Consider the following 25406-nt stretch of genomic DNA (forward strand, 5'->3'; position numbering starts at 1 on the left):
GGTCGGCTTTCTTGTCGTTGCAGGCTCGCTCGTTCAGCTTTCCAGCGGCACCTCTATGAGGAAGCGGAACAGCGCGCCATGCTGCTCCACCGCCAGGCATTTGTAGCCCTGGCGTTGGGTATCTTCGGGAATCCCGTGGACCGATTGCGAGCAGTCGGTGACCACTTCCAGGCGTTCGCCCGGCTGCATGGTCGCCAGGGTTTCCAGGGTGGCGATGGCGTTGTACGGGCAATGTTCGCCGCGCAGGTCAAGCGACAGGGTCGGTTTGTCGGTCTGGCTCATGGTTCGGTTTCCGCGGTCGGGTGAATCGGGAGGCGTTCAGTTGCACCAGCAGCAGGCACAGGGCCAGGCCGGCGAAGGTCAATAGCAGGCCGTTGCCGGGCCCGAAGCTTTCCAGCAGGTTGAGCTTGGGATAGGGCAGGGCGAGGCGGGTGCCCAACTGGTCCCAAAAGATCGCCACCAGGGTTCCGCCGATGACGTTGCCGATGCCGACCACCCAGAAGTGCACCTGGCCCTCCATCGAGCGGTACATCCAGCCGGTCTCGCAACCGCCGGCGAGGACGATGCCGATGCCGAAGAGAATGCCGCCGATGATCGCATTCGGGCCCATCCAGAAGATCTTCGGCGCGACGCCCAGGCGGATCGCGGCGAAGGTACCGATGCAGGCGGCCGCCATGCCGAGCAGGATGCCGAAGGCGGCGCGGGTCCGGCCGGTGGTCCAGAGGTCCCGTGCGGCACTGGTGAAGCAGATCTGCGCGCGCTCGATCAGGCCGCCGAACAGCAGGCCGAACAGGCAGGCCATGCCCAGCACCAGCGATACCTCGAAGCGCCAGGCGGCGAACAGCGCGGCGAGCGCCAGCACCGCCAGGCCCAGGCGGGCCTGCAGGCGTGCGCGTCGGGCCAGGCTTTCGGCGCTGGGCAGGGCGCTGGCCGTGGCGCCGACTTTCAGCGGTGTGCGCAGGAACGGCAGCAGGCTGATCTTCACGCCGATCCAGGCGCCGCCGACGGTGGCGAACATGAAGGCCCAGGCGTGCAGGGAAAACATCGGGATACCGGTGAAGAACGCCGCCAGGTTGCAGCCCATCGCCAGGCGCGCGCCGAAGCCGGCGACGATACCGCCGACCAGACCCTGCAGCAGGCGACGTTTGCTGGTCGGCCAGCGCAGGCTGACGTTGCCGGCCCAGAGGGCGCAGCACAGGGCGCCGAGGAACATGCCGATGATCATCACTCCGTCGATCCGGTCCAGCGGCGTGCCTTGAAGGCCGATCAGCCTGAAGTAGCTCCAGTCCTGTGGCTGGTAGCCGAACCAGGACAGCACGTGGCCGCCCCAGCGGGTGAATTCGCCGGTCACCGCCCAGAAGGTGCCGGTGAGCGCGAAGTAGTAGGCGGAGGCGACGCCGAGGGCGACCAGCGCCGGCAGCGGCGACCAGAACCTCACCAGGTAGCGTTGGCGAAACGCATTGAAGGCAGACATGCGACTTCCTTGAATCGATAGCGGATGGAACGGGAAACCGCCAAGTCTATCGCAGCGGTGAATCGCCTTACTGCTTCAGCGCAGGTTTTTCTCCCCGGCGAGTCCCGGATGGGATTGCGCCAGGCCTTCCTTGAGATAGTCCACCAGTTGCCTGACTTTCGGCGACAGGTGCCGCTGCTGCGGGTACAGCGCCCATACCGCGGTATTCGGCGGCTGGTGGCCTTCCAGCAGGGAGACCAGGCGGCCGCTGCGCAGATGCTCGATCACATAGTAGTCGGGCAGCTGGCACAGGCCGAAGCCGCGCAGGGCGGCGTCGAGCACCGCCTGGCCGCTGTTGCAGCGCCAGTTGCCCTGGACCCGGTGCTGGGTTTCCCGGCCGTCCTCGAGGAAGCTCCACAGGTCGCTGCTGCCGATCAGGCAGTTGAACTGGCCGAGTTCCGCCGGCGACTGCGGAGTGCCGTGGCGGCGCAGGTATTCCGGGGTGGCGCAGAGGTACATGACGCGTGGTGCCAACCGTGTGGCGACCAATCGCGAATCGCTCAGGCGGCCGAGGCGGATGGCCAGGTCGAAGCCCTCGTGGAGCAGGTCCAACTGGCGGTTGGACAGCTCGATGTCGACCCGCAGTTGCGGATAGTCGGCCATGAAGGCATTCACCAGCGGCACGATGAAACGTTCGCCGTAGGCTACCGCGCAGGTCATGCGCAGCAGGCCCTTGGGCTCCGCGGAGAGGTCGCTGACCGCGCGCAGGGCTTCGTCGCGGGCGTCCTGCAGGCGCTGGCAATGTTGCAGGAAGGTCTGTCCGGCTTCGCTCAGCGATACTCGCCGGGTGCTGCGGTAGAGCAGGCGGGTCTGCAGGCGCTCCTCCAGGCGGGCGACCTGGCGGCTGATGTGCGACGAGGAAACGCCCATGCGTTCGGCTGCCGCGGTGAACTGCCCGGTTTCGGCGACAGCGACGAATTCGTCGAGTCCTTCCCAGCGATTCATCTGGATTGTCCCTGTATGGCAATAATGTTTTGATTATTGCCTGATTATTCCTTGAAACGCGGTTTTCTACACTTTCCGTTTCAGTGGGTCGCTTAGCGGCCCGCCGGCTTCCATCGTTCAGGAGTTCCCAGATGATCAAGTCCCGTGCCGCCGTCGCCTTCGCCCCCAACAAGCCGTTGGAAATCGTCGAGGTGGATGTGGCGCCGCCGCAGAAGGGCGAGGTACTGGTGCGCATCGTCGCCACCGGCGTCTGCCATACCGACGCGTACACCCTGTCCGGCCAGGATTCCGAGGGGGTGTTCCCGTGCATCCTGGGCCACGAAGGTGGCGGTATCGTCGAAGCGGTGGGCGAGGGCGTGACCTCCCTGCAGGTGGGCGACCATGTCATCCCGCTCTACACCGCCGAGTGCGGCAAGTGCAAATTCTGCCTGTCCGGCAAGACCAACCTCTGCCAGGCCGTACGCGCCACCCAGGGCAAGGGCCTGATGCCCGACGGCACCAGCCGTTTCTCCTACAAGGGCGAGCCGGTCTTCCACTACATGGGCTGCTCGACCTTCTCCGAATACACCGTGCTGCCGGAAATCTCCCTGGCGAAGATTCCCAAGGATGCCCCGCTGGAGAAGGTCTGCCTGCTTGGCTGCGGCGTCACCACCGGGATCGGCGCCGTGCTGAATACCGCCAAGGTGGAAGAGGGCGCTACCGTTGCCATCTTCGGCCTGGGCGGCATCGGCCTGGCAGCGATCATCGGGGCGAAGATGGCCAAGGCCGCGCGCATCATCGCGGTCGACATCAACCCGGGCAAGTTCGATATCGCCAGGGAACTGGGCGCCACCGACTTCATCAATCCGAAGGACTACGACAAGCCGATCCAGGACGTCATCGTCGAACTGACCGATGGCGGCGTCGACTACTCCTTCGAGTGCGTCGGCAACGTGCAGTTGATGCGCGCCGCGCTGGAATGCTGCCACAAGGGCTGGGGCGAGTCGGTGATCATCGGTGTCGCCGGTGCCGGCCAGGAAATCAGCACTCGGCCGTTCCAACTGGTCACCGGCCGCGTCTGGCGCGGTTCGGCGTTCGGCGGGGTGCGCGGGCGCAGCGAGTTGCCGAGCTATGTCGAGAAGGCGCAGAAGGGCGAGATCCCGCTGGATACCTTCATCACCCACACCATGGGGCTGGAGGACATCAACGAGGCCTTCGAGCTGATGCACGAAGGCAAGAGCATCCGCACCGTCATTCATTACTGACAAGCCGTCGCGGCGGGCCCTGCGGCTCGCCACGACCGTTTCACGGAGGTCACGTGAAGGATTCCCTCGAACTGATCGGCAGCCAGAAGACCTTCGGCGGCTGGCACCAGCGTTACCGTCATTTTTCCCGGACCCTGAACTGCGAGATGGTCTTCGCCATCTACCTGCCGCCCCAGGCCGAGCCGGAGGCGGCGCTGCCGGCCCTGTACTGGCTGTCCGGGCTGACCTGTACCGACGAGAACTTCATGCAGAAGGCCGGCGCCCAGCGGGTCGCCGCCGAACTGGGATTGGTACTGGTGGCGCCGGATACCAGCCCGCGCGGCAGCGGTGTCCCCGGCGATCCCGACGGCGCCTGGGACTTCGGCCTGGGCGCAGGCTTCTACCTGAACGCCACGCAGGAGCCCTGGGCCGCGCACTACCGCATGCACGACTACGTGGTGCACGAGTTGCCGGCGCTGATCGAGGCGCATTTCCCGGTGTCCCGGCGGCGCGGCATCAGCGGGCACTCGATGGGTGGGCATGGCGCGCTGGTTTGCGCGCTGCGCAACCCGGGGCGCTACCTGTCGCTGTCGGCCTTCGCGCCGATCTGCCATCCGAGCGATTGTCCCTGGGGCCAGAAGGCGTTCTCCCGCTACCTGGGCGAGGACCCGGCGGCCTGGCGCGAGTGGGATGCCTGTGCGTTGCTCGAGGGTGCGTCCGAACGCTTGCCGATCCTGGTCGACCAGGGCGAGCGCGACGACTTCCTCGCCGTCCAGCTCAAGCCGGAAGCGCTACGCAATGCGGCGGACAAGGCCGGCCACCCGCTGGAGCTGCGTCTGCAACCAGGCTACGACCACAGCTACTACTTCATCGCCAGTTTCATCGAGGATCACCTGCGCCATCATGCCGGGGTTCTCAACGGTTGATCCGCGATACCTGAAGCCTGTCCCGATCCGGGGTAGAATCACGCCCTGATTCCAACCAGGGCGTTTTTTCATGCGAATTGGCCATGGCTACGACGTGCATCGCTTCGGCGAGGGCGACTTCATCACCCTCGGCGGTGTGCGCATTCCCCACAAACATGGGCTGGTCGCCCACTCCGACGGCGACGTGCTGCTGCACGCCTTGTCCGATGCGCTGCTCGGCGCGGCGGCGCTGGGCGACATCGGCAAGCACTTCCCGGACACCGACCCGCGGTTCAAGGGCGCCGACAGTCGCGCGCTGCTGCGACACGTGGTCGCCATCGTCGCCGAGAAGGGCTGGAAGGTCGGCAACGTCGACGCCACCATCGTCGCCCAGGCGCCGAAGATGGCGCCGCACATCGAGACCATGCGCGGGTTGATCGCCGAGGACCTCGGCGTCGCGGTCGACCAGGTCAACGTCAAGGCCACCACTACCGAGCGGCTAGGTTTCACCGGACGCGAAGAGGGCATTGCTGTACATGCGGTCGCTTTGCTGATGGCCCGATGAGCGTTCTCGGCGAACTCGACCTGCTCGGGCCGCGCGCCCATGGGGCAGCCTGCGGCGAGGCGGTGCTCAAGGCCGTGGCCGAGGACTTCCAGGTCGACGAGGTGCTGGACATTCCCCTCAGCGGTGAAGGCGAGCACCTCTGGTTGTGGGTGGAAAAGCGCGGATTGAACACCGAGGAGGCGGCCCGTCGCCTCGGCCGCGCCGCCGGCGTGCAGCAGAAGAACGTCAGCTACGCCGGGTTGAAGGACCGCCAGGCACTGACCCGGCAATGGTTCAGCCTGCACCTGCCGGGCAAGGCCGATCCCGACCTGGGTGCAGCCGAGGGCGCGGACCTGCGGATTCTTCGCTGCACCCGTCATTCGCGCAAGTTGCAGCGAGGCGCGCATGCCGCCAACGGCTTCACCCTGCGTCTGACCGGGCTGCGGGCGGAGCGTGCCCTTCTCGACGCGCGCTTGGAACGTATCGCCGCGGACGGCGTGCCCAATTATTTCGGCCTGCAACGCTTCGGCCACGGCGGCGGCAACCTGGTCGACGCGCGCAGTTGCGCGGAACAGGACCTGCTGCCGGCGAACCGCAACCTGCGTTCGCGCTTCCTTTCCGCCGGGCGCAGCTACCTGTTCAATCGCCTGCTCGCCGAGCGGGTCGCGGAGGGTAGCTGGAACCGGGCAGCGGTCGGTGACCTGCTGGCCTTCACCGACAGCCGCAGCTTTTTCCTCGCTGGCGAGGAAGAATGCCGCGATGCCCGTCTGGCCGCCCTCGACCTGCACCCCACCGGACCGCTCTGGGGCGAGGGCGATCCGCCGAGCGGCGCCGGCGTCCTCGAACGCGAGCTGGCCCTGGCCGGGCGCGAGCCGGCGCTCTGCCGCTGGCTGGCGAAGGCGGGCATGGCGCACGAACGGCGCATCCTGCGGCTCCCCATCCAGGGGCTGGCGTGGCATTATCCCGAACCTGATGTTCTGCAACTGGAATTCGTCCTGCCGGCCGGTTGTTTCGCCACCGTAGTGGTGCGTGAAATCCTCGACCTGGTACCGACAGGGCAGACGGAAAACCCATGCGCATACTGATTGCCAACGACGACGGGGTGACCGCACCCGGTATCGCCGCGCTTTACGACGCGCTGGCGGATCATGCCGATTGCGTAGTGATCGCCCCCGACCAGGACAAGAGCGGCGCCAGCAGTTCCCTGACGCTGGACCGCCCGCTGCACCCGCAGCGCCTGGACAACGGATTCATCAGCCTCAACGGCACGCCGACCGACTGCGTGCACCTGGGCCTGAACGGCTTGCTGGAGGAATTGCCGGACATGGTGGTCTCGGGTATCAACCTGGGCGCCAACCTCGGCGATGACGTCCTCTATTCCGGTACCGTGGCGGCGGCCATCGAAGGGCGCTTCCTGAAGGGGCCGGCCTTCGCCTTCTCGCTGGTCTCGCGGTTGACGGACAACCTGCCCACCGCCATGCACTTCGCCCGCCTGCTGGTCTCCGCCCACGAGCGCCTGGCCGTGCCGCCGCGTACCGTGCTCAACGTCAATATCCCGAACCTGCCGCTGGATCGCGTACGTGGTATCCAACTGACCCGCCTCGGGCACCGCGCCCGTGCCGCCGCACCGGTGAAGGTGGTCAATCCGCGCGGCAAGGAAGGCTACTGGATCGCCGCGGCCGGCGATGCCGAGGATGGCGGGCCGGGGACGGATTTCCACGCGGTCATGCAAGGCTACGTGTCGATCACTCCGTTGCAGCTGGACCGCACCTTCCACGAAGCCTTCGGCGGCCTCGACGAGTGGCTGGGAGGACTGACGTGATGTCCGAAGACCTGCATCGCCGGGGTATCGGCATGACCTCCCAGCGTACCCGAGAGCGCCTGATCCAGCGCCTGTACGAAGAAGGCCTGTCCAACGCCCACGTGCTCGAGGTGATCCGCCGCACGCCGCGTCATCTGTTCGTCGACGAGGCGCTCTCGCATCGCGCCTACGAAGACACCGCCCTGCCGATCGGCCACAACCAGACCATTTCCCAGCCATTCATGGTGGCGCGGATGACCGAGTTGCTGCTGGCGGCCGGCCCGCTGGACAAGGTCATGGAGATCGGTACCGGGTCCGGCTACCAGACCGCGGTGCTGGCGCAACTGGTCGAGCGGGTCTTCTCCGTCGAGCGGATCCAGGCGTTGCAGGACAAGGCCAAGGAGCGTCTTGCGGAGCTAAACCTGCGTAATGTTGTCTTTCGTTGGGGCGATGGCTGGGAGGGCTGGTCGGCGTTGGCTCCCTACAATGGAATCATCGTCACCGCGGCGGCCACGGAAGTCCCGCAGTCGTTGCTGGACCAGTTGGCCCCGGGGGGGCGCCTGGTGATCCCGGTCGGTGGCGGCGAGGTCCAGCAACTGATGCTGATCGTCCGCACCGAGGACGGGTTCAGCCGCCAGGTACTCGACTCGGTACGTTTCGTCCCGCTGCTCAACGGCCCGATCGCCTGAGCCGGCGGCCGGCGTCGCCGGCCCGATTGAACGAAAGCGAAGAAGATGGATAAGGGGGAAGGATTGAGGCTAGCAGCGACCCTGCGGCAATGGACTCGGCTCTATGGTGGCTGCCACCTGTTGCTTGGGGCCGTCGTCTGTTCCCTTCTCGCCGCCTGTTCGTCGTCGCCTCCCGGCGGGGTCAAGGTCGTCGATCGCAACGGTTCCGCGCCTGCCGCTGCGCGGCGTACGCCGGTCACCAGCGGGCAGTACATCGTGCGCCGCGGCGACACCCTGTATTCCATTGCCTTCCGCTTCGGCTGGGACTGGAAAGCCCTGGCCGCGCGCAATGGCATCGCGCCGCCCTATACCATCCAGGTCGGTCAAGCTATCCAATTTGGTGGGCGGGCATCGACGCAACCGTCCGTCGCGAAAAACACGCCGGTCGTCGCTGCGCCCGTGGCGACCAAGCCTACCCCGGTTCCACCCGCAGTTAGTACGTCGGTACCTGCCAAGCCCGCACCGGCTCCGGCCTCGACCACGACCCCACCCAGCAGCGGCGCGACTCCCGTCGTCGCGGGGCCTGCGGTGGGGGGGTGGGCATGGCCTGCGAGCGGTACTCTGATCGGCCGTTTTGCCTCAAACGGAAGTTTGAATAAAGGGATTGATATAGCCGGTCAATTGGGCCAGCCTGTCCTGGCTGCGTCTGGTGGGACCGTTGTATACGCCGGTAGTGGTTTGCGGGGCTACGGCGAGTTGGTCATCATCAAACACAACGAGACCTACGTGAGTGCCTACGGTCACAACCGCAGGCTGCTGGTGCGGGAAGGGCAACAGGTCAAGGTAGGGCAATCGATTGCCGAGATGGGCTCCACAGGAACCGATCGGGTGAAGCTGCACTTCGAGATTCGCCGCCAGGGTAAGCCTGTCGATCCACTGCAATATTTGCCACGTCGCTGACCGGGAGTTCGCCCGCCCACATCATGTAGGTGAGCGGGTCCGGGCGTGTCCAGCGGGAAAGGAATCGCCCGGGCTTGAGTCGAACTCATGCAAGGGATAACGACATGGCACTCAAAAAAGAAGGGCCGGAGTTTGACCACGATGATGAAGTGCTCCTCCTGGAGCCCGGCATCATGCTGGACGAGTCGTCTGCCGACGAGCAGCCTTCTCCCCGGGCAACTCCAAAAGCCACCACTTCCTTCTCTTCCAAACAACACAAGCACATCGACTACACGCGCGCGTTGGACGCAACGCAGCTGTATCTCAACGAAATCGGTTTCTCGCCCCTGTTGACGCCCGAAGAGGAAGTCCACTTCGCTCGTCTGGCGCAGAAGGGCGATCCCGCTGGTCGGAAGCGGATGATCGAGAGCAACCTGCGGTTGGTGGTGAAGATCGCCCGGCGCTATGTCAATCGCGGACTGTCCCTGCTCGACCTGATCGAGGAAGGCAACCTAGGCCTGATCCGCGCCGTGGAGAAGTTCGATCCGGAGCGCGGATTCCGGTTCTCGACCTACGCCACCTGGTGGATCCGCCAGACCATCGAGCGGGCCATCATGAACCAGACCCGGACCATTCGCTTGCCGATCCATGTGGTCAAGGAGCTCAACGTCTACCTGCGTGCGGCGCGGGAACTGACCCACAAGCTCGACCACGAACCTTCACCCGAAGAAATCGCCAACCTGCTGGAGAAGCCGGTCGCCGAGGTCAAGCGCATGCTCGGCCTGAACGAACGGGTGACTTCGGTAGACGTCTCTCTTGGTCCGGACTCGGACAAGACCCTGCTGGATACGCTCACCGACGATCGCCCCACCGACCCGTGCGAGCTGCTGCAGGATGACGATCTCAGCGAAAGCATCGACCAGTGGCTGACGGAACTCACCGACAAGCAGCGTGAGGTGGTGATTCGCCGCTTCGGCTTGCGCGGTCACGAAAGCAGCACGCTGGAAGAGGTCGGCCAGGAAATCGGCCTGACCCGCGAGCGGGTTCGTCAGATCCAGGTCGAGGCGCTGAAGCGCCTGCGGGAGATCCTGGAGAAGAATGGCCTGTCGAGTGACGCGCTGTTCCAGTGACGGAAAACCTTAGACCCACTGAAGACCCGGCGTTCGCCGGGTTTTTTGTGTCTGCTCTTGTAAGCATTAACTTACACGGCGTGTGAGCCTAAGTAGATAAATGCCCGGGAGGTTTGCCAAAAACGCTCGGTGAATTTAAGTAACTTATTGAAATTAAAGGAATATATTTTTCTAAAATGGCTGCCGAAGAAGCTTCGCTGGGTTTTCTGGCAGGTTGCGGGAGCACTGGGAATCGCTAATATCACTCCTGCGTACAGGGAACACGCAACCCCGAAGGATCGGGGAAGGGACGTCGCCAGGGAGGCGATTCATCAGGATGATGACGAGGGACTGAAGAGTGGGCGGGGTAATACCCCGCCCCTTTTTTTTGCCTGCCGTTTTACTCGTCGCCAAAGAAAAGGCCCGCTGATTGCGGGCCTTGGCGTATCAGCGCTCCAGATGCTGGAGCTTGCCGGCGACGCCGTCCCATTCCTCGGCGTCGGGCAGGGCATCCTTCTTCTCGGTGATGTTCGGCCAGACTTCCGCCAGCTCGCTGTTCAGCTCGATGAATTCCTGCATGTTCTCCGGCACTTCGTCTTCGGAGAAAATCGCCTGGGCCGGACATTCGGGCTCGCACAGGGCGCAGTCGATGCACTCGTCCGGATGGATGACCAGGAAGTTGGGTCCTTCGTAGAAGCAGTCTACCGGGCAGACTTCCACGCAGTCGGTGTATTTGCACTTGATGCAGTTGTCGGTGACGACGAAGGTCATTTTCTAGTTCTCTCCTCAGGCGGGCGGCTAAGCGCGCGCGATTCTAGCAGCTTGTGCGGTAGTCCGTCAGACCCGCATCTTCCATGCATATAACAGATCGAGAGCTTGCCGCGGGCTGATATCGTCGGGATTGATCCTCGACAATTCATCGATCACCGGGTGCGGCAGGCTGGCGAACAGGTCGCTCTGCATCGGCGAGGCGGGCTTGCCGCTCTGCTGGCTCGGCATCTCGTGCGGCAGGCTGGTGGTTTCCAGGCGCTTGAGGTGTTCGCGGGCGCGCTGGATTACCGGGGCCGGCACGCCGGCCAACTGGGCCACCGCGAGGCCGTAGCTCTGGCTCGCCGGTCCCGGCAGTACATGGTGCAGGAACACGATGCGTTCATTGTGCTCGGTCGCGTTCAGGTGCACGTTGGCTACCGCGGGCTGGCTTTCCGGCAGTACGGTCAGCTCGAAGTAGTGGGTGGCGAACAGGGTGAAGGCGCGAGTCCGGGCCAGGTCCTCGGCCGCTGCCCAGGCCAGCGACAGGCCGTCGAAGGTGCTGGTGCCGCGGCCGACCTCATCCATCAGCACCAGGCTCTTGTCAGTGGCGTTGTGCAGGATGTTGGCGGTTTCGCTCATCTCCACCATGAAGGTCGAGCGGCCGCCGGCAAGGTCGTCGGACGAGCCGATGCGGGTGAAGATGCGGTCCACCAGGGACAGCTCGCAGCGTGCAGCCGGAACGAAGCTGCCGATGTGCGCAAGCAGCACGATCAGCGCGGTTTGCCGCATGTAGGTGGATTTACCGCCCATGTTCGGACCGGTGATCACCAGCATCCGGGTGTCGGCATCCAGCGCCAGGTCGTTGGCCACGAACGGTGTCTCCAGCACCTGCTCGACCACCGGATGGCGGCCCTGCTCGATGTGCAGGCAGGTGTGTTCGACGAACCGTGGGCGATTCAGGTCGAGGTTCAGCGCGCGTTCGGCGAGATTCGCCAGCACGTCCAGTTCCGCCAGCGCCGAGGCGCTGTCCTGGAGCGGAGCGAGGTGGCCGATCAGGCGTTCCAGCAGCTCTTCGTAGAGCGCCTTCTCGCGGGCCAGGGCGCGGCTCTGGGCCGACAGCGCCTTGTCCTCGAAGGCCTTCAGTTCCGGCGTGATGAAGCGCTCGGCGCCTTTCAGGGTCTGCCGGCGGATGTAGTCGGCCGGAGCCTGTTCGGCCTGTACCCGTGGCAGCTCGATGAAGTAGCCATGGATGCGGTTGTAGCCGACCTTCAGGTTGGGCAGGCCGGTGCGGGCCTTCTCGCGCGCTTCCAGGTCCATAAGGAATTGCCCGGCGTTTTCGCTCAGCGCCTGCAGCTCGTCCAGCTCGGCGTCATAGCCGGTCTTGATCACGCCACCGTCGCGGATCACCGCTGGCGGGTTGTCGATGATCGCCTTGGCCAGCAGTTCGGCGAGTTCGGGATAGGTGCCGATGGTGGTGGCCAGCGCCTGCAGGTGCGGCGCTTCCAGTTCGGTCATGGCGTTCTGCAGGTCCGGCAGCGCCGCCAGCGCGTCGCGCAGGCGCGCCAGGTCGCGAGGGCGGGCGTTGCGCAGGCCGATGCGGGCGAGGATGCGTTCGAGGTCGCCGATTTCCTTGAGCTGCGGTTGCAGGTTCTCGAAGCGGTAGCGTTCCAGCAGGCAGGCGATGGACTCCTGGCGGGCTTCCAGTACCGCGCGGTCACGCAGCGGACGGTTCAGCCAGCGGCTCATCAGGCGGCTGGCCATGGCGGTCTGGCAGCGGTCGACCACCGATTGCAGGGTGTTCTCGCGGCCACCGCTGAGGTTGATATCCAGCTCCAGGTTGCGGCGGCTGGCACCGTCGAGGATCACCGTGTCATCGAGGCGGTCGTGGCGCAGGCTGCGCAGGTGCGGCAGGGCGGTACGCTGGGTTTCCTTGGCGTAGGCGAGCAGGCAGCCGGCGGCGCCGATGGCCAGGGTCAGGTTCTGGCAGCCGAAGCCTTTCAGGTCCTGGGTGCCGAATTGCTGGCAGAGGCTCTTGTGCGCCGAGTCGCGATCGAAGTCCCACGGCGCGCGGCGACGTACGCCGCGGCGCTTCTCCGCCGGCAGGCCCTGTGGCCAGTCGTCGGGAATCAGCAGCTCGGCCGGGTTGAGGCGCTCCAGTTCGGCCAGCAGGGTTTCCCAGCCTTTTATCTCCTGGACGCTGAAGCGGCCGCTGGTGATGTCCAGCACGGCGAGGCCGAACAGGCGCTCGTCGCCGAGGATCGCCGCCAGCAGGTTGTCGCGGCGTTCGTCGAGCAGCGCTTCGTCGCTCACCGTACCGGGAGTGATGATCCGCACCACCTGGCGCTCCACCGGCCCCTTGCTGGTGGCCGGATCGCCGATCTGCTCGCAGATCGCCACCGACTCGCCGAGCTTGACCAGCTTGGCCAGGTAGCCCTCCGCGGAATGGAAGGGAATGCCTGCCATCGGGATCGCCTTGCCGCCGGACTGGCCGCGTGCGGTCAGGGTGATGTCGAGCAGTTTGGCGGCCTTCTTCGCGTCCTCGTAGAACAGCTCGTAGAAGTCGCCCATGCGATAGAACATCAATTGGTCGGGGTGCTGATGCTTCAGTTTGAAGTACTGCTGCATCATCGGCGTGTGCTGGGAGAGGTCGGTCATACGGGCCTTCGGAAGCGGGCTTTGGACGGTGCAAAAGAGGGTAATGTTAACCCGATTCGCCGGCCTGTGTCGGGTCCGTTCGGAACCGGCGCGGACCCTCAGGTCCGCGCCTGTGCGGGCTGCTTTCAGCGTGCCGCGGTATAGCTGGCGCCGAGCTTCTGCCGACCGTCGGGCAGGTTGATCTGCGCCGGGTCGAGACGCCAGACCCGCGCCGCGGCGATGTCGCCGAGGAGCAGGCTGTAGGTCGGGTCGAACGAAGTGCTGGAGAAGATCAGGTAGTCCTCGTTCACCGGCGCGGCGTCGGAATTGTCGCCCTGGCAGTGGTTGAGCGGCAGGATCGCCGGGGTGCCGGGCGGGCTGTTGGGTACGACCATGGCCAACTGGTCGTTGCCGGCCGGCTGGGTACGCGAGAGGAAGTAGGCGGTGTAGTCGCGTACCACCGGGTAATAGTCGCGGCCCCCCGCGGCCGGGGTGGCGAGGGCGCTGACCTGGCCGTTCTCCAGGTTCCTGCGCACCACCCGCAGGCTGTCGCCGGCTCCTGTCGCGTAGACCACGTACTTGCCTGAGGGTGTGAGGAACGGCATCGACTCCTCGGTGCTCCAGCCGTCGCCGGTCACGGCTTTCCAGGCGCTCACGCCGACGCTGCCATCGCCATTGAAGACCAGGGTGGCGAGGCGGATGTCGCCCTCGTGCTTGAGCACGACCTGGCGGCCGTCGAAGGAGAACTTCGGATCCTCGTTGCGACCGCCGATGGCCGCGGTCAGGTTGCTCGGCGCCTGGGTACCGCCGATGGCCCAGGCGAACACGTGCCAGGCGCCATTCTGGCGGCCCATGAAGGTCAGGTAGCGGCCGTCCGGGGAGAAATGCGCATTCATCGGGTCCTCGATGTTCCAGCCGGGCTGGTTGAGCTGGCGGGTGCTCTTGCTCTTGAAGTCGTGCAGGTAGAGGTTCGAGGAGCCGTCCCCGTACTCCATATAGCTGTGGTAGACCAGGCGCCCGCCGAGCGCGGGCAGGCTGCTGGCGGGTTGCAGGGCCAGGTTGGCGGTGCAGGCCGCATGGGCGGGGAGGCTGGCTACGGGGGAGAGGAGCAGGGCGAGGGAGAGCAGAGAGACCTTGAGTGGCGCGATGTTCATGGGGTGCCTTTCCTTGGACGGTGATGGAACACGCATGTTCGCGCATTCGCTGCCTTCGCGCGGTTGCGCTTGTCCGAAAGCTGCTTCTGAATGGAAAAGCCGATGGTGTAGGGTAGTCCCTTTCCGTTTCTACCCTGGAGAACAGTGATGACCCTGATGGAGTCCGACCTGACCGCACTGGCCGCCCGCCTCGGCGAAAGCCTTCGTTACCTGGGCGAGCAGGTCAGCACGGCGGAATCCTGCACCGGTGGCGGCATCGCCGAGGCGATCACCCGCATCCCGGGGAGTTCGGGCTGGTTCGAGGCTGGCTACGTGACCTACTCGAACCGCCAGAAGACCCTCCAGCTGGAGGTGCCCGAGTCGCTGTTCCCGGCAGTCGGCGCGGTCAGCCGGGAAGTGGTCGAGGCCATGGTGCGCGGCGCCCAGCGGCACAGCGGGGCGCGTTTCGCGGTGGCGGTGAGCGGTGTCGCCGGGCCCGACGGCGGCTCGCCGGAAAAGCCGGTAGGCACGGTCTGGCTGGCCTGGGCCGACGGCGAGCGGCTGGTCAGTGAGCGCTGCCAGTTCAACGGCGACCGCGACGCCGTGCGCCGGCAGACGGTGGCGACCGCGCTGACCGGCCTGCTGCGCATGAGCAACGGCGAGAACCCGGGCTAGCCGCGCCTGCGGGCAACCGTTCGGAACATTCTTCCCGTCGGGGGTAGGCGAGCGACTTGCCCTGTGGAATAATACTGTCTACTTATACAGTTGTTCGTGGCCGTCCGGCCGCCCTGACTTCGCGAGGACTTCAATGGACGAGAACAAGAAGCGCGCCCTGGCCGCGGCCCTGGGACAGATCGAACGCCAATTCGGCAAAGGCGCGGTCATGCGCATGGGCGACCATGAGCGCCAGGCGATCCCGGCCATCTCCACCGGCTCCCTGGGTCTGGACATCGCCCTCGGCATCGGCGGCCTGCCCAAGGGCCGGATCGTCGAGATCTACGGTCCGGAATCCTCGGGCAAGACCACCCTGACCCTCTCGGTGATCGCCGAGGCCCAGAAACAGGGCGCCACCTGTGCCTTCGTCGACGCCGAGCACGCGCTCGATCCCGACTATGCCGGCAAGCTGGGCGTCAACGTCGACGACCTGCTGGTCTCCCAGCCGGACACCGGCGAGCAGGCCCTGGAAATCACCGACATGCTGGTGCGCTCCAACGCGGTCGACGTGATCATCGTCGACTCCGTGGCCGCGCTGGTACCCAAGGCCGAGATCGAAGGCGAGATGGGCGACGCCCACGTCGGCCTGCAGGCACGCCTGATGTCCCAGGCGCTGCGCAAGATCACCGGCAATATCAAGAACGCCAACTGCCTGGTCATCTTCATCAACCAGATCCGCATGAAGATCGGCGTCATGTTCGGCAACCCGGAAACCACCACCGGCGGTAACGCACTGAAGTTCTACGCCTCGGTCCGCCTGGACATCCGTCGTACCGGCGCGGTGAAGGAAGGCGACGAGGTGGTGGGTAGCGAAACCCGCGTCAAGGTGGTGAAGAACAAGGTTTCCCCGCCGTTCCGCCAGGCCGAGTTCCAGATCCTCTACGGTAAGGGCATCTACCGTACCGGCGAGATCATCGACCTGGGCGTGCAATTGGGCCTGGTCGAGAAGTCCGGCGCCTGGTACAGCTACCAGGGCAGCAAGATCGGCCAGGGCAAGGCGAACGCCGCCAAGTACCTGGAAGACAATCCGGAAATCGGTTCGGTACTGGAGAAGACCATTCGCGACCAGTTGCTGGCCAAGAGCGGCCCGGTGAAGGCCGACGCCGAAGAAGTGGCTGACGCCGAAGCCGATTGAGGCCAATGGCGATCGTGCTCGATACGCCCGTCGCCGTGCGGCGGGCGGCCATGGATCTGCTGGCGCGCCGTGAGCACGGGCGCGCCGAGCTTTCCCGCAAGTTGCGCCAGCGTGGCGCGTCTGCCGAGTTGATCGATCCTGCCCTCGACCGCCTGGCCGAGGAAGGTCTGCTCGACGAATCCCGCTATCTCGAAAGCTTCATCGCCAGTCGCGCCCGTAGCGGCCATGGGCCGTTGCGCATCCGTGAGGAACTGGCGCAACGCGGTCTGCCGCGCGCCGATATCGAAAGGGCGCTGGGTGCCTGCGAGGTCGACTGGAGTGCGCAATTGCGTGAGGTCTGGCGCCGCAAGTTCGCCCGCCTGCCGCAGGACGCCAGGGAAAAGGCCCAGCAGGGCCGCTTCCTGGCGTACCGGGGTTACTCCATGGAGTCGATCAGCCGCCTGTTGAACGGCCGCAGCGACGATTGAGCGCGTGCCGGAGCGGCAGCTTCAGTCCCAGTTTTCCGGCAGGTTGATGTAGTCCAGCAATTCCCGCAGCCGCCCCTGGTCGCGCCCGTTGAACACGAAGGCGAGGCGGGTCAGGTTGCGGAACTCCGGTTCGTCCTGTTCCTGCTCGCTGTAGGCCTGCTGCTGGAAGCCGCCGCTCAGGCAGAGGCTGGCGAAGTGTTCGTGCAGGTGCGCCAGCGCGGCTTCGTTCAGGGCGTGGTTCAGGCGAATCACGAAAGTGCCTTTCAGCCAGCGGCTGGAGTGGAAGTTGCGGTAGAACTGGGCGATTTCCTTCACCGCGTCTTCGGCCGAATGCACCAGGCGCATCAGGCGCATGTCGGCCGGCAGGATATAGTGATTCTCCAGCAACTGTTCCTGCATGAACTCCAGGGCGTGTTCCCAGTAGCGGCCGCCCGGCTGGTCGAGCAGCACGATCGGCACCAGCGGACTCTTGCCGGTCTGTACCAGGGTCAGCACTTCCAGTGCCTCGTCTAGGGTGCCGAAGCCGCCGGGGCAGAGCACCAGGGCGTCGGCTTCCTTGACGAAGAACAGCTTGCGCAGGAAGAAAAAGTGGAACGACAGCAGGTTGCCGCTGCCGTCCACCGTATGGTTGGCGTGCTGCTCGAAGGGCAGGGTGATGTTGAAGCCCAGGCTGTTCTCCAGCCCGGCGCCTTCGTGGGCGGCGGCCATGATGCCGCCGCCGGCGCCGGTGATCACCATCAGGTCGTAGCGGGCCAGTTCCTCGCCCAGCTTGCGCGCCAGGGCATAGACCGGATGTTCGACCGGCGTGCGCGCCGAGCCGAACACGGTGACCTTGCGTCGCCGCTTGAACTGCTCGAGGACGCTGAAGGCATGCTCCATCTCGCGCAGGGTCTGCAGCATGATCTTGGCGTCCCAGCGGTTGCGGTCGGCCTGGGCCATGCGCGTCACGGTGAAGAGCATCTCGCGGTAGAGCGCGAGATTGGGGCTGTCGCCGGGAGCCGCAAGGGCCGCCAGTTCGTCGACCTTCCGCGCCAGGTCGGTGCCGCTGGTCTGGAAGTGCCGGGAAAGATAGTCATCGGCTTCGTAGGGCATTCGCATACTCCTTCTACAACCACCCTGGACAGGCGGTCATCCGCATACTGCCACGGACTGCGTGACAGTTGCGGACGGCGGCTCAGATCTCGATGCGTTCGCCGGGTTCCGGTATCTCGGCATCCCAGTCGAGACGCTCGCGGATCGCGCCCTGCAGCGCTTCCATCTTTTCCCGCTCGCCATGTATCAGGTATAGCGCTGGACGGTGGGCGAAGTGACCGACCCAGTCGAGCAGCTGCGATTGCCCGGCGTGGGCGGAGAAGCCGCCGAGGGTATGGATCTGCGCCTTGACCGCGATGCGCTGGTGGAACACGCGAACCGCGCTGGCGCCGTCGACGATGTTGCGGCCCAGGGTGCCGCGCGCCTGGAAGCCGGGGAATACCACATGGCATTCCGGGCGCCAGAGGTTGTGCTTGAAGTGATGAACGATACGGCCGCCGGTGCACATGCCGCTGCCGGCGATGATGACCGCGCCGCTCTTGATCCGGTTGATCGCCATCGACTCGTCGGCGCTGCGGGTGACGCGCAGCACCGGCAGCCATTCCTCCAGGCGGGTGGTGCCGGTGCCGCGAATGTACTCGCGGTCGCGGTCGTCGAACTCGTTGCTGTGGCGCAGGTAGATGCCATTGGCACGGGCGGCCATCGGGCTGTCGAGGAATACCGCCTGTTGCGGCAGGCGGCCCTCCTGGTAGAAGCGGCCGAGGTAGTAGAGCAGGTCCTGGGTGCGGCCGACGGCGAACGACGGGATCAGCACGTTGCCGCCGTCGCGGTGCGCCTGGTCGAGAATCGCCGCCAGTTCCTCCAGTGTGTCGTTGCTGTCGCGGTGATCGCGATCGCCATAGGTGGATTCGAGCATCACCACGTCGGCCCGGCTCAGCGGCGAGGGCGCGCGCATCAACGGCGAGCAGGTGTTGCCGAGGTCGCCGGAAAACACCAGGCGGCGCGGTTGCACCTGGTCGTGGAATTGCACTTCGACGATCGACGAGCCGAGGATGTGCCCGGCGTTGTGAAAGGTCACCCGCACGCCACGAGCGACCGCCACGGTGCTGCCGAGGCTGATCGGCCGGCGCAGCTTGAGCGCGCGTTCGGTGTCGGCCTGGGTATACAGCGGCTTGATGCTCGGCTTGCCGATCCGGTTGCGCCAGCGGTTCTCCCACTCGGCGTCCTTTTCCTGGATGTGCGCGGAGTCCAGCAGCATGAGTTCCAGCAGTTCGCAGGTGGCCTCGGTGGCGAAGATCGGGCCCTTGAAGCCCTCGGCCGCCAGGCGCGGCAGCAGGCCGCTGTGGTCCAGGTGGGCGTGGGAGATGACCACCGCGTCGATGCTCGCGGGATCGAAGGGGAAGGGCGCGCGGTTGCCGTTGTCGGCTTCGCGGCGCCCCTGGCGCATGCCGCATTCGAGCAGGACCTTCACGCCATCGAGGGTTTCCAGCAGATAACAGGAGCCAGTGACCTCCTGGGCGGCGCCTAGAAACGTCAGTGATGCCATCGAGCCTCCTCCGTCAGAGCTCTGTCGACACCCCGATACCTTTCGGGGATCGTGGAATGCCATGGAACCTTCGTACAGGGCCAGGGTGAACGAATCGGGGGCGGGGAGCTTGATGCAGGTCAGCGCCCTTTGCCGTGTGCTGCCTAGACTGCAAGGCACCACTAGGGAGGCTACCCACCATGAGTCAGATTCTGCCCAGTCAGGACGAGTTGCTTGCCCATGCGGCGGCCGAGCCGGCGTTTGCCGCGTGGCTGCAAGGCCATGGTCCGCTCCAGCATAGCGCAGAGACCCGCGCCGCCGTGTTCCGCACCGCTCATCAATTGGTCCAAGCCGGGCTGCAACCGGACCTGGCCAGCGTCTACCAGCTGTTCCGCGCCATCGACCGGCTGACCGCCAGCGCCCTGCGCATCGTCGTGCACATGACCTACGCCCGGCGCATCCGCCTGGACGGCCAGCCGTTGCAGGCCGAGGATTTCAAGACACAGCCCGAGGGCCACACCGGCGGAGCCCTGAACATGGTCCCGGCCTACGCCGGCTATCTGGCACTCAACGTCCTGACCGGCAAGACTCGCGCCTGGCTGATGGGCCAGGGCCATTGCGTGGCCGCCATCGACGCGCTGAACGTCCTCACCGGCAACCTGCACCCGGAGCAGGAGCGCGCCTATGCCGACGGCGAGGAAGGGCTGAACCGCTTGCTGCAGGACTTCTACGGCTACGCCCAGGCCCCCAACGGCGCACCGGCGGCGCCACTGGGCAGCCACGTGAATCCGCATACCGCCGGCGGTATCGCCGAGGGCGGCTACCTCGGCTTCGCCGAATTGCAGTACGCGCACATGCCGCTGCCCGGCGAGACCCTGGTGGCGTTCCTCTCCGATGGTGCCGCCGAGGAACAGCGCGGCAGCGACTGGATTCCGCGCTGGTGGCGAGCCGAGGATTGCGGGGCGGCGCTGCCGGTGATGATCGCCAATGGCCGGCGCATCGAGCAGCGCACCGAACTGGGCACCCATGAGGGGCTGGAGGGCTTCAAGCTGCACCTGCGCCGCTGCGGCTTCGATCCGATCAGCTTCGATGGGCGCGACCCGGCCGCCTTCGTCTGTACGCTCTGGGAGATGGAGCAGCGCCTGGAGCGGCGCGTGCAGGAGAAGAACAGCGGCATCCTCCGCTACCCGCTGCCGATTCCCTACGGCATCGCCGAGACGGTCAAGGGCTTCGGCTTCTATGGCGCCGGCAGCAACGCCGCGCACAACCTGCCGCTGCCGGGCAATCCGCATAACGACGAACAGGCCCGGCAACTGTTCAACCAGCATGCAAACGAACTCTGGGTCGAGCCTGAGGCTCTCGAATTGGCCCGCCGGCTGTTCGCCGAGCAGCGTGGCGAGCGTCCCCTCGAACGGGACAACCCGCTGGCCCTGCGCCATCCCATCGAACCGATCATCCCGCCGCTGCGCTATCGCGACGACGCCTGCTCGCCGATGGCCGCGCTGGACCGCTTCTATACCGAGCTGGTGGAGGCCAACCCCGACCTGCGCGCCCGGGTCGGCAATCCCGACGAATTGGCCAGCAACCGCCTCGGCGGCGTGCTCAAGGCGCTCAAGCATCGGGTCAGCGAGCCGGAGAGCGAACTGGAATCGGTGAGCGGTCGGGTCATCACCGCGCTCAACGAGGAGGCGGTGGTGTCCGCCTGCCTGGCCAACCAGGGCGGACTCAACCTGGTTGCCAGCTACGAGGCGTTCTGCGTGAAGATGCTCGGCGCGGTGCGCCAGACCCTGATCTTCGCCCGCCAGCAGAAGGAAGTCGGGCGTCCGGCCGGCTGGCTGGGCTGGCCGCTGGTCGCTACTTCGCATACCTGGGAGAACGGCAAGAACCAGCAGTCGCACCAGGACACCACCTTCTGCGAGGCCCTGCTTGGCGAGATGAGCGACATGGTCCGGGTGCTCTTCCCGGCCGATCACAACAGCGCCCTGGCGCTGCTACCGACGATCTACCGCAGCCGGGGGCAACTGGCCTGCCTGGTGATCCCCAAGCGCGACCGGCCGATGGTGTTCGACGCCGTCCAGGCCGAGCGCCTGGCCCGCGACGGCGCGATCCTGGTCGAGGAGCGCTGCGGCTCCGATCCGCTGCTGCTGATCGCCAACGGCAGCTACCAGCTCGAACAGATGCGCCGCGCCGCGCAGCGCCTGGCCGAGGCCGGGCAGGCCTACCGGCTGGTCTACCTGCAGGAGCCGGGACGCTTCCGCGCGCCGCGCGATCGCTGGGAGGTCGAGGCGGTGGCCGACGAGGCGCTGGTGGAACGACTGTTCCCGGATAGCCATGAGCGCCGCGTGCTACTCACCCATATGCGCGCGGAAGTGGCGCGCGGTCATCTTTGGCCGATCCTGCCGGATGCCCGGCGCACCTCGGTACTCGGCTATCGCAACCGCGGCGGCACCCTCGACGAGGCGGGCATGCAGTTCGCCAACCGCGCCTGCTGGGGCAACGTGCTGGCGGCTTGCGCCCGCTTGATGGAGGTGCCGCGCACCGCGCTGCTGACTCCGGAGGAAGCGGCGGCGGTGGCCGGCAAGGGCGATCCGGCGTTGTTGCGCTGAGTTCGGCTGCGTATCGGCGGATAACGTCTGTGGCGTTATTCGCCCTGCCGAACGGGGGCGGGTGTCTGGCGAAGGCAGGGTGTGGGCAGGGTGTCGGCGGATAGCGTCGGCGACGTCATTCGCCTACGGAGCGGGGGGACGAAGCGGCTTGAGCAGCCCGTCCAGCCCGTCGATCTTCAGTTCCAGGGTCAACTGCATCAGCCGCCCGAGTTCACCAGGCGGGAAGCCTTTCTTGTAGAACCACAGCAGGTACTCCTCCGGCAGATCGACCAGCATCCGTCCCTGGTACTTGCCGAACGGCATCGGCGTCCTGGCGATCTTCAGCAGATGCTGCTTGTCCAGCATGGCGACCGCGCGGCGCGCTTACTTCTTGCCCTGGATGCGGCAGCTGCCGGCATCGAAGCGTTCGGTGGCGACCGGCTGGTTGGTCTTGTACTCGGTGAAGCTGTAGGTGAGGATCGCGCCGCGGGCGAGCAACTGGCGATAGCCGGTGTTGCTGCACACGCTATCGCCGAGCTGGCTGCGCACGCTGTCCGGGTTGGAGCGCATGCGCTCGGCGTGGCTGGCGCGTACGCTGAGGTGATTGATCAACTGGTTGCCTTCGACGGTGTAGCCCTGGTCGAGGATGTCTTCGTTGATGGCGCGGGGAGTGCCTACGCTGCTTTCCTTGGCCACTTTCTCCAGCATCTTGCTCAGTTCGAAATCCTTGAGCGAGGCGGCATGGGCGGCGGTGGGCAGGACGAAACAAAGGGCAAGGGCCATGAAGCGCGACATCGAAGATCTCCTGGGGCAATAAGCGGATTCGACCGATGGAGGGGGCGAATTGTTTCCGTCGGCCCATTCCCGGGACGGACGGTGGCGAATGGGCGCCATGTTACCGCGTTCGGGGCGGGGCACGGAAACGCAAAAGGGCGACCGAGGGTCGCCCTTTCGTCGATAGCGGTGCGGATCAGCGCAGCTTGATCTCTGTCCAGAGCTTGTTCAGGGCGCGTCGCTGGCGCGAGTTCAGGTCCTTCAGCGGCTCCAGCCTGGCCTGGGTGGTGGCGTCCGGGAACAGGGCGGCGAGCGTCTTGATTTCCGGCTTGATGAAGGGCAGGGCGGCGGCGTTGGGCGTGCCGGTACCGATCTGGTTGGTCAGCTCGGAAGCGTTCCGACCGTCGAGCATGAAGTCGATGAAGCGGTAGGCCAGGTCAGGGTTCTTCGAGCCCTTGTGGATCACCATGTTGTCGATGGCCAGCACCGCACCTTGGCGGGGCAGGGCGAAGTCGACCTTGAAGGCGCGGCCGGCAGCCTCCGCGTCGGCCCTGGCCTGGTACATGTCGCTGGAGTAGCCATGGGCGACCCAGATGTTGCCCAGGGTCAGCTCCTTGATATAGCTCGACGAGTTGAACGCGGCCCAGTACGGCTTGGCCGCGAGGATCAGCGCCTGGGCTTCCTTCCAGTGCTGCGGGTCGGTGTCGTTGGCGGAGTGACCGAGGTACTTCAGGGCGGCGCCGAACAGTTCCTGCGGGTCGTCCATCACCGTGACCCTGCCCTTGATCTTCTCCAGGACCGCCGGGTCGAAGATCACCGACCAGTCGGCGGGGTCGATGCCCAGCTTGTCCAGCTCGGTCTTGTTGTAGCCGACCAGGGTGGTGGTGAAGGCGTAGGGCAGGGAATAGCGGTTGCCCTTGTCGAAATCCTTGTCGAGGTAGCCCGCGGCCTCGTTGCTCAGGTTCGCCAGGCGACTCTTGTCCAGCTCCAGCAGGTCGCCCTTGCGGATCAGCGCCTCGACCGCGTTCTGGGTCGGGATGATCACGTCGTAGCCGCTGGCCCCGGCGGCCAGCTTGGCCATCATTTCCTCGGTGCCGGAATAGAACTCCTGCACCAGCTCGCAGCCACATTGCTGCTCGAAGCGTTTCAGCGTGTCCTCGGCGATGTAGTCGTTCCAGTTGAACAGATACAGCTTCTCGGCGGCGGTGGCCTGGGCGGCTCCTGCCATGAGGGTTGCGACGAGCAACAGCTTTTTCATCATGGTTCCTTGTTACGGGGTGGCAGGGCTCCGGAAACCGGAGCAGGGCAAGGCCGCGGGCCTCTCCGGGAGGCACGCGGGTTTCGGCGGATCAATGGCCCTTGATGGCGCTGGGGGAGAGTTTCGAGGCGATCACGATCAGCACCAGGGTGAGCAGCATCAGCAGGGTGGAGACGGCGTTCACTTCGGGCGTCACGGCGATCTTGATCATGGTGTAGATCTGCGTCGGCAGGGTGGCGAAGCCGCCGCCGGCGGTGAAGAAGGTGATCACGAAGTCGTCGATGGACAGGGTGAAGGCCATCAGCGCGCCGGCGACGATGCCCGGCATGATCAGCGGCAGGGTCACCAGGTGGAAGCTCTGCCAGGGCGTGGCACCGAGGTCGCGGGCCGCCTCGGTGAGGCTTTCGTCCATGCCCGACATGCGCGCCTGCACCACCAGGGCGACGAAGCCGACCGAGAAGGTGATGTGCGCGAGGGTCACCGAGAGCATGCCCAGGCTCATGTTCAGGCCGATGAAGAAGATCACCAGCGAGACCCCCATCAGGAGTTCCGGAATGGCGATCGGGGTCAGCACCAGCAGGGGCAGCACGCGCAGCTTGAAGCGATGCAGGGCGACCCCGGCGAGGGTGCCGAGCAGGGTCGCCACGCTGGCCGAAACCAGCGCGATGACCAGCGAGTTGGCGGCGGCCTGGAGCATGTCGCGGTTGCCGAACAGCTTGCGGTACCAGTCCAGGGTGAAGCCCACCCACTCGGCGTTCAGCCGCGAGTCGTTGAAGGAGTACAGCACCACGATCACCAGCGGTACGTAGAGGAACAGGTACACCAGCGCGGTGGCGCTCCAGAGCAGGTAGGGCCTACGCATGGGCGCCTCCCTTGCGGGCGCGCGCGGCGCCCATGCCGAGGGCGACCAGCAGCAGGATGCAGCCGGTCAGGGCGATCGACAGCGCGCTGCCGAACGGCCAGTCGCGGGAGTCGAGGAACTGGCTCTTGATCAGGTTGCCGATCATGATGCCGTCGGTACCGCCGACCAGGTCGGGGATGGCGAACATTCCCAGAACCGGGATGAATACCAGTGCCGCGCCGGCGGCCACGCCCGGCAGCGAGAGCGGGAAGGTCACCCGCCAGAAGCGTTGCCAACGACCGGCGCCGAGGTCCTGGGCGGCGTCCAGCAGGGCCGGGTCGTGTTTCTCCAGGTTGGCGTAGAGCGGCAGGATCATGAACGGCAGGTGCACGTAGACCATGCACAGGATCACCGCGAACGGGGTGAACATCAGGCTGATCGGCTGCGCGCCGAACAGGTCCAGCGCGGCGTTGATCCCGCGGGTCAGGGCACCGGACGGCGAGAGGATGATCATCCAGGCGTAGACGCGTACCAGCAGGTTGCTCCAGAACGGCAGGATCACCAGCAGGATCAGCAGGTTGCGCCACTTCGCCGGGGCCCGGGCGAGGGTGGTCGCCACCGGGTAGGCGAGCAGCAGGCAGGCCAGGGTGGTGACCAGGGCGTAGCCGAAGGATTTGACGAACAGTTGCAGGTACACCCAGCTCTCGGTGAGCCGGGTGTAGTTCTCCACGCTGAGGTCGTAGACGGTCTGCCCGTCCTCGCTGTACATCCAGGGCGCCAGGCCGCCGTAGTCGCCGGGAAAGCGGAACGAGGCGAACAGCATGATCAGCGCCGGAACCAGGAAGAAGAACAGCAGATACGCTTGCGGCGGCCAGACCAGCAGCCACTTGCCGAGGTTCTTTCTCATCGTG

Annotated in this window: 25 protein-coding genes; 12 read left to right on the top strand and 13 right to left on the bottom strand. The window is 65.8% G+C overall.

Annotated features, from left to right (window positions below):
* Positions 1-33: 33 nt before the first annotated feature.
* From yedF to gfnR, 3 genes are all read right to left on the bottom strand, one after another.
* Complete coding sequence (gene yedF, locus ACYAF3_RS18110) at positions 34-282, bottom strand: sulfurtransferase-like selenium metabolism protein YedF (protein WP_003092358.1); 249 nt, start codon at positions 280-282, stop codon at positions 34-36.
* Positions 248-1474, bottom strand: coding sequence for a selenium metabolism membrane protein YedE/FdhT (yedE, locus tag ACYAF3_RS18115; protein ID WP_003098565.1), 1227 nt, complete (start codon positions 1472-1474; stop codon positions 248-250). The genes yedF and yedE overlap by 35 nt, the downstream gene beginning before the upstream one ends.
* Positions 1475-1549: 75 nt before the next feature.
* Positions 1550-2458 (bottom strand): glutathione-dependent formaldehyde neutralization regulator, encoded by a 909-nt coding sequence (gene gfnR, locus ACYAF3_RS18120; protein ID WP_003098564.1) that lies wholly within the window; start codon positions 2456-2458, stop codon positions 1550-1552.
* A 131-nt stretch (positions 2459-2589) separates the two neighbouring features.
* Between gfnR and ACYAF3_RS18125 the strand changes: the two genes are divergently transcribed.
* The 8 genes from ACYAF3_RS18125 (at position 2590) to rpoS (ending at position 9668) form a co-directional block, all read left to right on the top strand.
* Positions 2590-3702: an S-(hydroxymethyl)glutathione dehydrogenase/class III alcohol dehydrogenase gene (locus ACYAF3_RS18125; RefSeq protein ID WP_003092351.1), complete on the top strand. Its 1113-nt coding sequence runs from the start codon at positions 2590-2592 to the stop codon at positions 3700-3702.
* Between the two features lie 53 nt (positions 3703-3755).
* Entirely contained in the window at positions 3756-4607 is an 852-nt protein-coding gene (gene fghA, locus ACYAF3_RS18130; protein ID WP_003113869.1) for an S-formylglutathione hydrolase, read from the top strand.
* A gap of 70 nt (positions 4608-4677) precedes the next feature.
* The gene (ispF, locus tag ACYAF3_RS18135; RefSeq protein ID WP_003098560.1) at positions 4678-5151 is read left to right on the top strand and encodes a 2-C-methyl-D-erythritol 2,4-cyclodiphosphate synthase; all 474 of its coding nucleotides are present in this window, start codon (positions 4678-4680) and stop codon (positions 5149-5151) included.
* Positions 5148-6215 (top strand): tRNA pseudouridine(13) synthase TruD, encoded by a 1068-nt coding sequence (gene truD / locus ACYAF3_RS18140; RefSeq protein WP_003098559.1) that lies wholly within the window; start codon positions 5148-5150, stop codon positions 6213-6215. Before ispF ends, truD begins: the two co-directional genes overlap by 4 nt.
* Entirely contained in the window at positions 6203-6952 is a 750-nt protein-coding gene (surE, locus tag ACYAF3_RS18145; protein ID WP_003092341.1) for a 5'/3'-nucleotidase SurE, read from the top strand. Before truD ends, surE begins: the two co-directional genes overlap by 13 nt.
* A gap of 32 nt (positions 6953-6984) precedes the next feature.
* The gene (locus ACYAF3_RS18150) at positions 6985-7620 is read left to right on the top strand and encodes a protein-L-isoaspartate(D-aspartate) O-methyltransferase (protein WP_003098558.1); all 636 of its coding nucleotides are present in this window, start codon (positions 6985-6987) and stop codon (positions 7618-7620) included.
* Between the two features lie 45 nt (positions 7621-7665).
* Positions 7666-8559, top strand: coding sequence for a peptidoglycan DD-metalloendopeptidase family protein (locus ACYAF3_RS18155; RefSeq protein WP_003115226.1), 894 nt, complete (start codon positions 7666-7668; stop codon positions 8557-8559).
* A 104-nt stretch (positions 8560-8663) separates the two neighbouring features.
* Positions 8664-9668, top strand: coding sequence for an RNA polymerase sigma factor RpoS (rpoS, locus tag ACYAF3_RS18160; protein WP_003113871.1), 1005 nt, complete (start codon positions 8664-8666; stop codon positions 9666-9668).
* 426 nt (positions 9669-10094) lie between these two features.
* On the opposite strand, the gene fdxA is transcribed toward rpoS, so the two are convergent.
* From fdxA to ACYAF3_RS18175, 3 genes are all read right to left on the bottom strand, one after another.
* Entirely contained in the window at positions 10095-10418 is a 324-nt protein-coding gene (fdxA, locus tag ACYAF3_RS18165; RefSeq protein WP_003092272.1) for a ferredoxin FdxA, read from the bottom strand.
* A 66-nt stretch (positions 10419-10484) separates the two neighbouring features.
* The gene (gene mutS / locus ACYAF3_RS18170) at positions 10485-13052 is read right to left on the bottom strand and encodes a DNA mismatch repair protein MutS (RefSeq protein ID WP_003113873.1); all 2568 of its coding nucleotides are present in this window, start codon (positions 13050-13052) and stop codon (positions 10485-10487) included.
* A 125-nt stretch (positions 13053-13177) separates the two neighbouring features.
* Positions 13178-14185 (bottom strand): TolB family protein, encoded by a 1008-nt coding sequence (locus ACYAF3_RS18175; RefSeq protein WP_003098486.1) that lies wholly within the window; start codon positions 14183-14185, stop codon positions 13178-13180.
* A 147-nt stretch (positions 14186-14332) separates the two neighbouring features.
* Here ACYAF3_RS18175 and ACYAF3_RS18180 point away from each other — a divergent pair, with 147 nt between their 5' ends.
* The 3 genes from ACYAF3_RS18180 (at position 14333) to recX (ending at position 16480) form a co-directional block, all read left to right on the top strand.
* On the top strand, positions 14333-14839 hold the full coding sequence (locus ACYAF3_RS18180; RefSeq protein ID WP_003092262.1) for a CinA family protein: 507 nt from the start codon (positions 14333-14335) through the stop codon (positions 14837-14839).
* A 133-nt stretch (positions 14840-14972) separates the two neighbouring features.
* Positions 14973-16013: a recombinase RecA gene (gene recA / locus ACYAF3_RS18185; protein ID WP_003092260.1), complete on the top strand. Its 1041-nt coding sequence runs from the start codon at positions 14973-14975 to the stop codon at positions 16011-16013.
* Between the two features lie 5 nt (positions 16014-16018).
* On the top strand, positions 16019-16480 hold the full coding sequence (recX, locus tag ACYAF3_RS18190) for a recombination regulator RecX (protein ID WP_003098485.1): 462 nt from the start codon (positions 16019-16021) through the stop codon (positions 16478-16480).
* 21 nt (positions 16481-16501) lie between these two features.
* Here recX and ACYAF3_RS18195 read toward each other — a convergent pair whose 3' ends face one another.
* Positions 16502-17572, bottom strand: a complete 1071-nt coding sequence (locus tag ACYAF3_RS18195) for an LOG family protein (RefSeq protein WP_003092255.1) — start codon at positions 17570-17572, stop codon at positions 16502-16504.
* Positions 17573-17654: 82 nt separating this feature from the next.
* On the bottom strand, positions 17655-19058 hold the full coding sequence (locus ACYAF3_RS18200; protein ID WP_003098484.1) for an MBL fold metallo-hydrolase RNA specificity domain-containing protein: 1404 nt from the start codon (positions 19056-19058) through the stop codon (positions 17655-17657).
* A gap of 179 nt (positions 19059-19237) precedes the next feature.
* Here ACYAF3_RS18200 and ACYAF3_RS18205 point away from each other — a divergent pair, with 179 nt between their 5' ends.
* A complete protein-coding gene (locus ACYAF3_RS18205; protein WP_003098483.1) occupies positions 19238-21643 on the top strand; it encodes a phosphoketolase family protein in 2406 nt (801 codons plus the stop codon).
* Positions 21644-21766: 123 nt separating this feature from the next.
* Here the strand turns inward: ACYAF3_RS18205 and ACYAF3_RS18210 are convergent, their stop codons facing one another.
* From ACYAF3_RS18210 to ACYAF3_RS18230, 5 genes are all read right to left on the bottom strand, one after another.
* Entirely contained in the window at positions 21767-21988 is a 222-nt protein-coding gene (locus ACYAF3_RS18210; protein WP_003092249.1) for a DUF3820 family protein, read from the bottom strand.
* Positions 21989-22006: 18 nt separating this feature from the next.
* Positions 22007-22417: a quorum-sensing-regulated virulence factor family protein gene (locus ACYAF3_RS18215; protein ID WP_003092248.1), complete on the bottom strand. Its 411-nt coding sequence runs from the start codon at positions 22415-22417 to the stop codon at positions 22007-22009.
* Positions 22418-22592: 175 nt separating this feature from the next.
* Complete coding sequence (locus ACYAF3_RS18220) at positions 22593-23657, bottom strand: polyamine ABC transporter substrate-binding protein (protein WP_003113877.1); 1065 nt, start codon at positions 23655-23657, stop codon at positions 22593-22595.
* An 88-nt stretch (positions 23658-23745) separates the two neighbouring features.
* Positions 23746-24516: an ABC transporter permease gene (locus ACYAF3_RS18225; RefSeq protein WP_003113878.1), complete on the bottom strand. Its 771-nt coding sequence runs from the start codon at positions 24514-24516 to the stop codon at positions 23746-23748.
* Positions 24509-25402, bottom strand: coding sequence for an ABC transporter permease (locus ACYAF3_RS18230; protein ID WP_003092241.1), 894 nt, complete (start codon positions 25400-25402; stop codon positions 24509-24511). The genes ACYAF3_RS18225 and ACYAF3_RS18230 overlap by 8 nt, the downstream gene beginning before the upstream one ends.
* Positions 25403-25406 lie beyond the last annotated feature (4 nt).

This window comes from Pseudomonas sp. TZ252, from assembly GCF_056110345.1.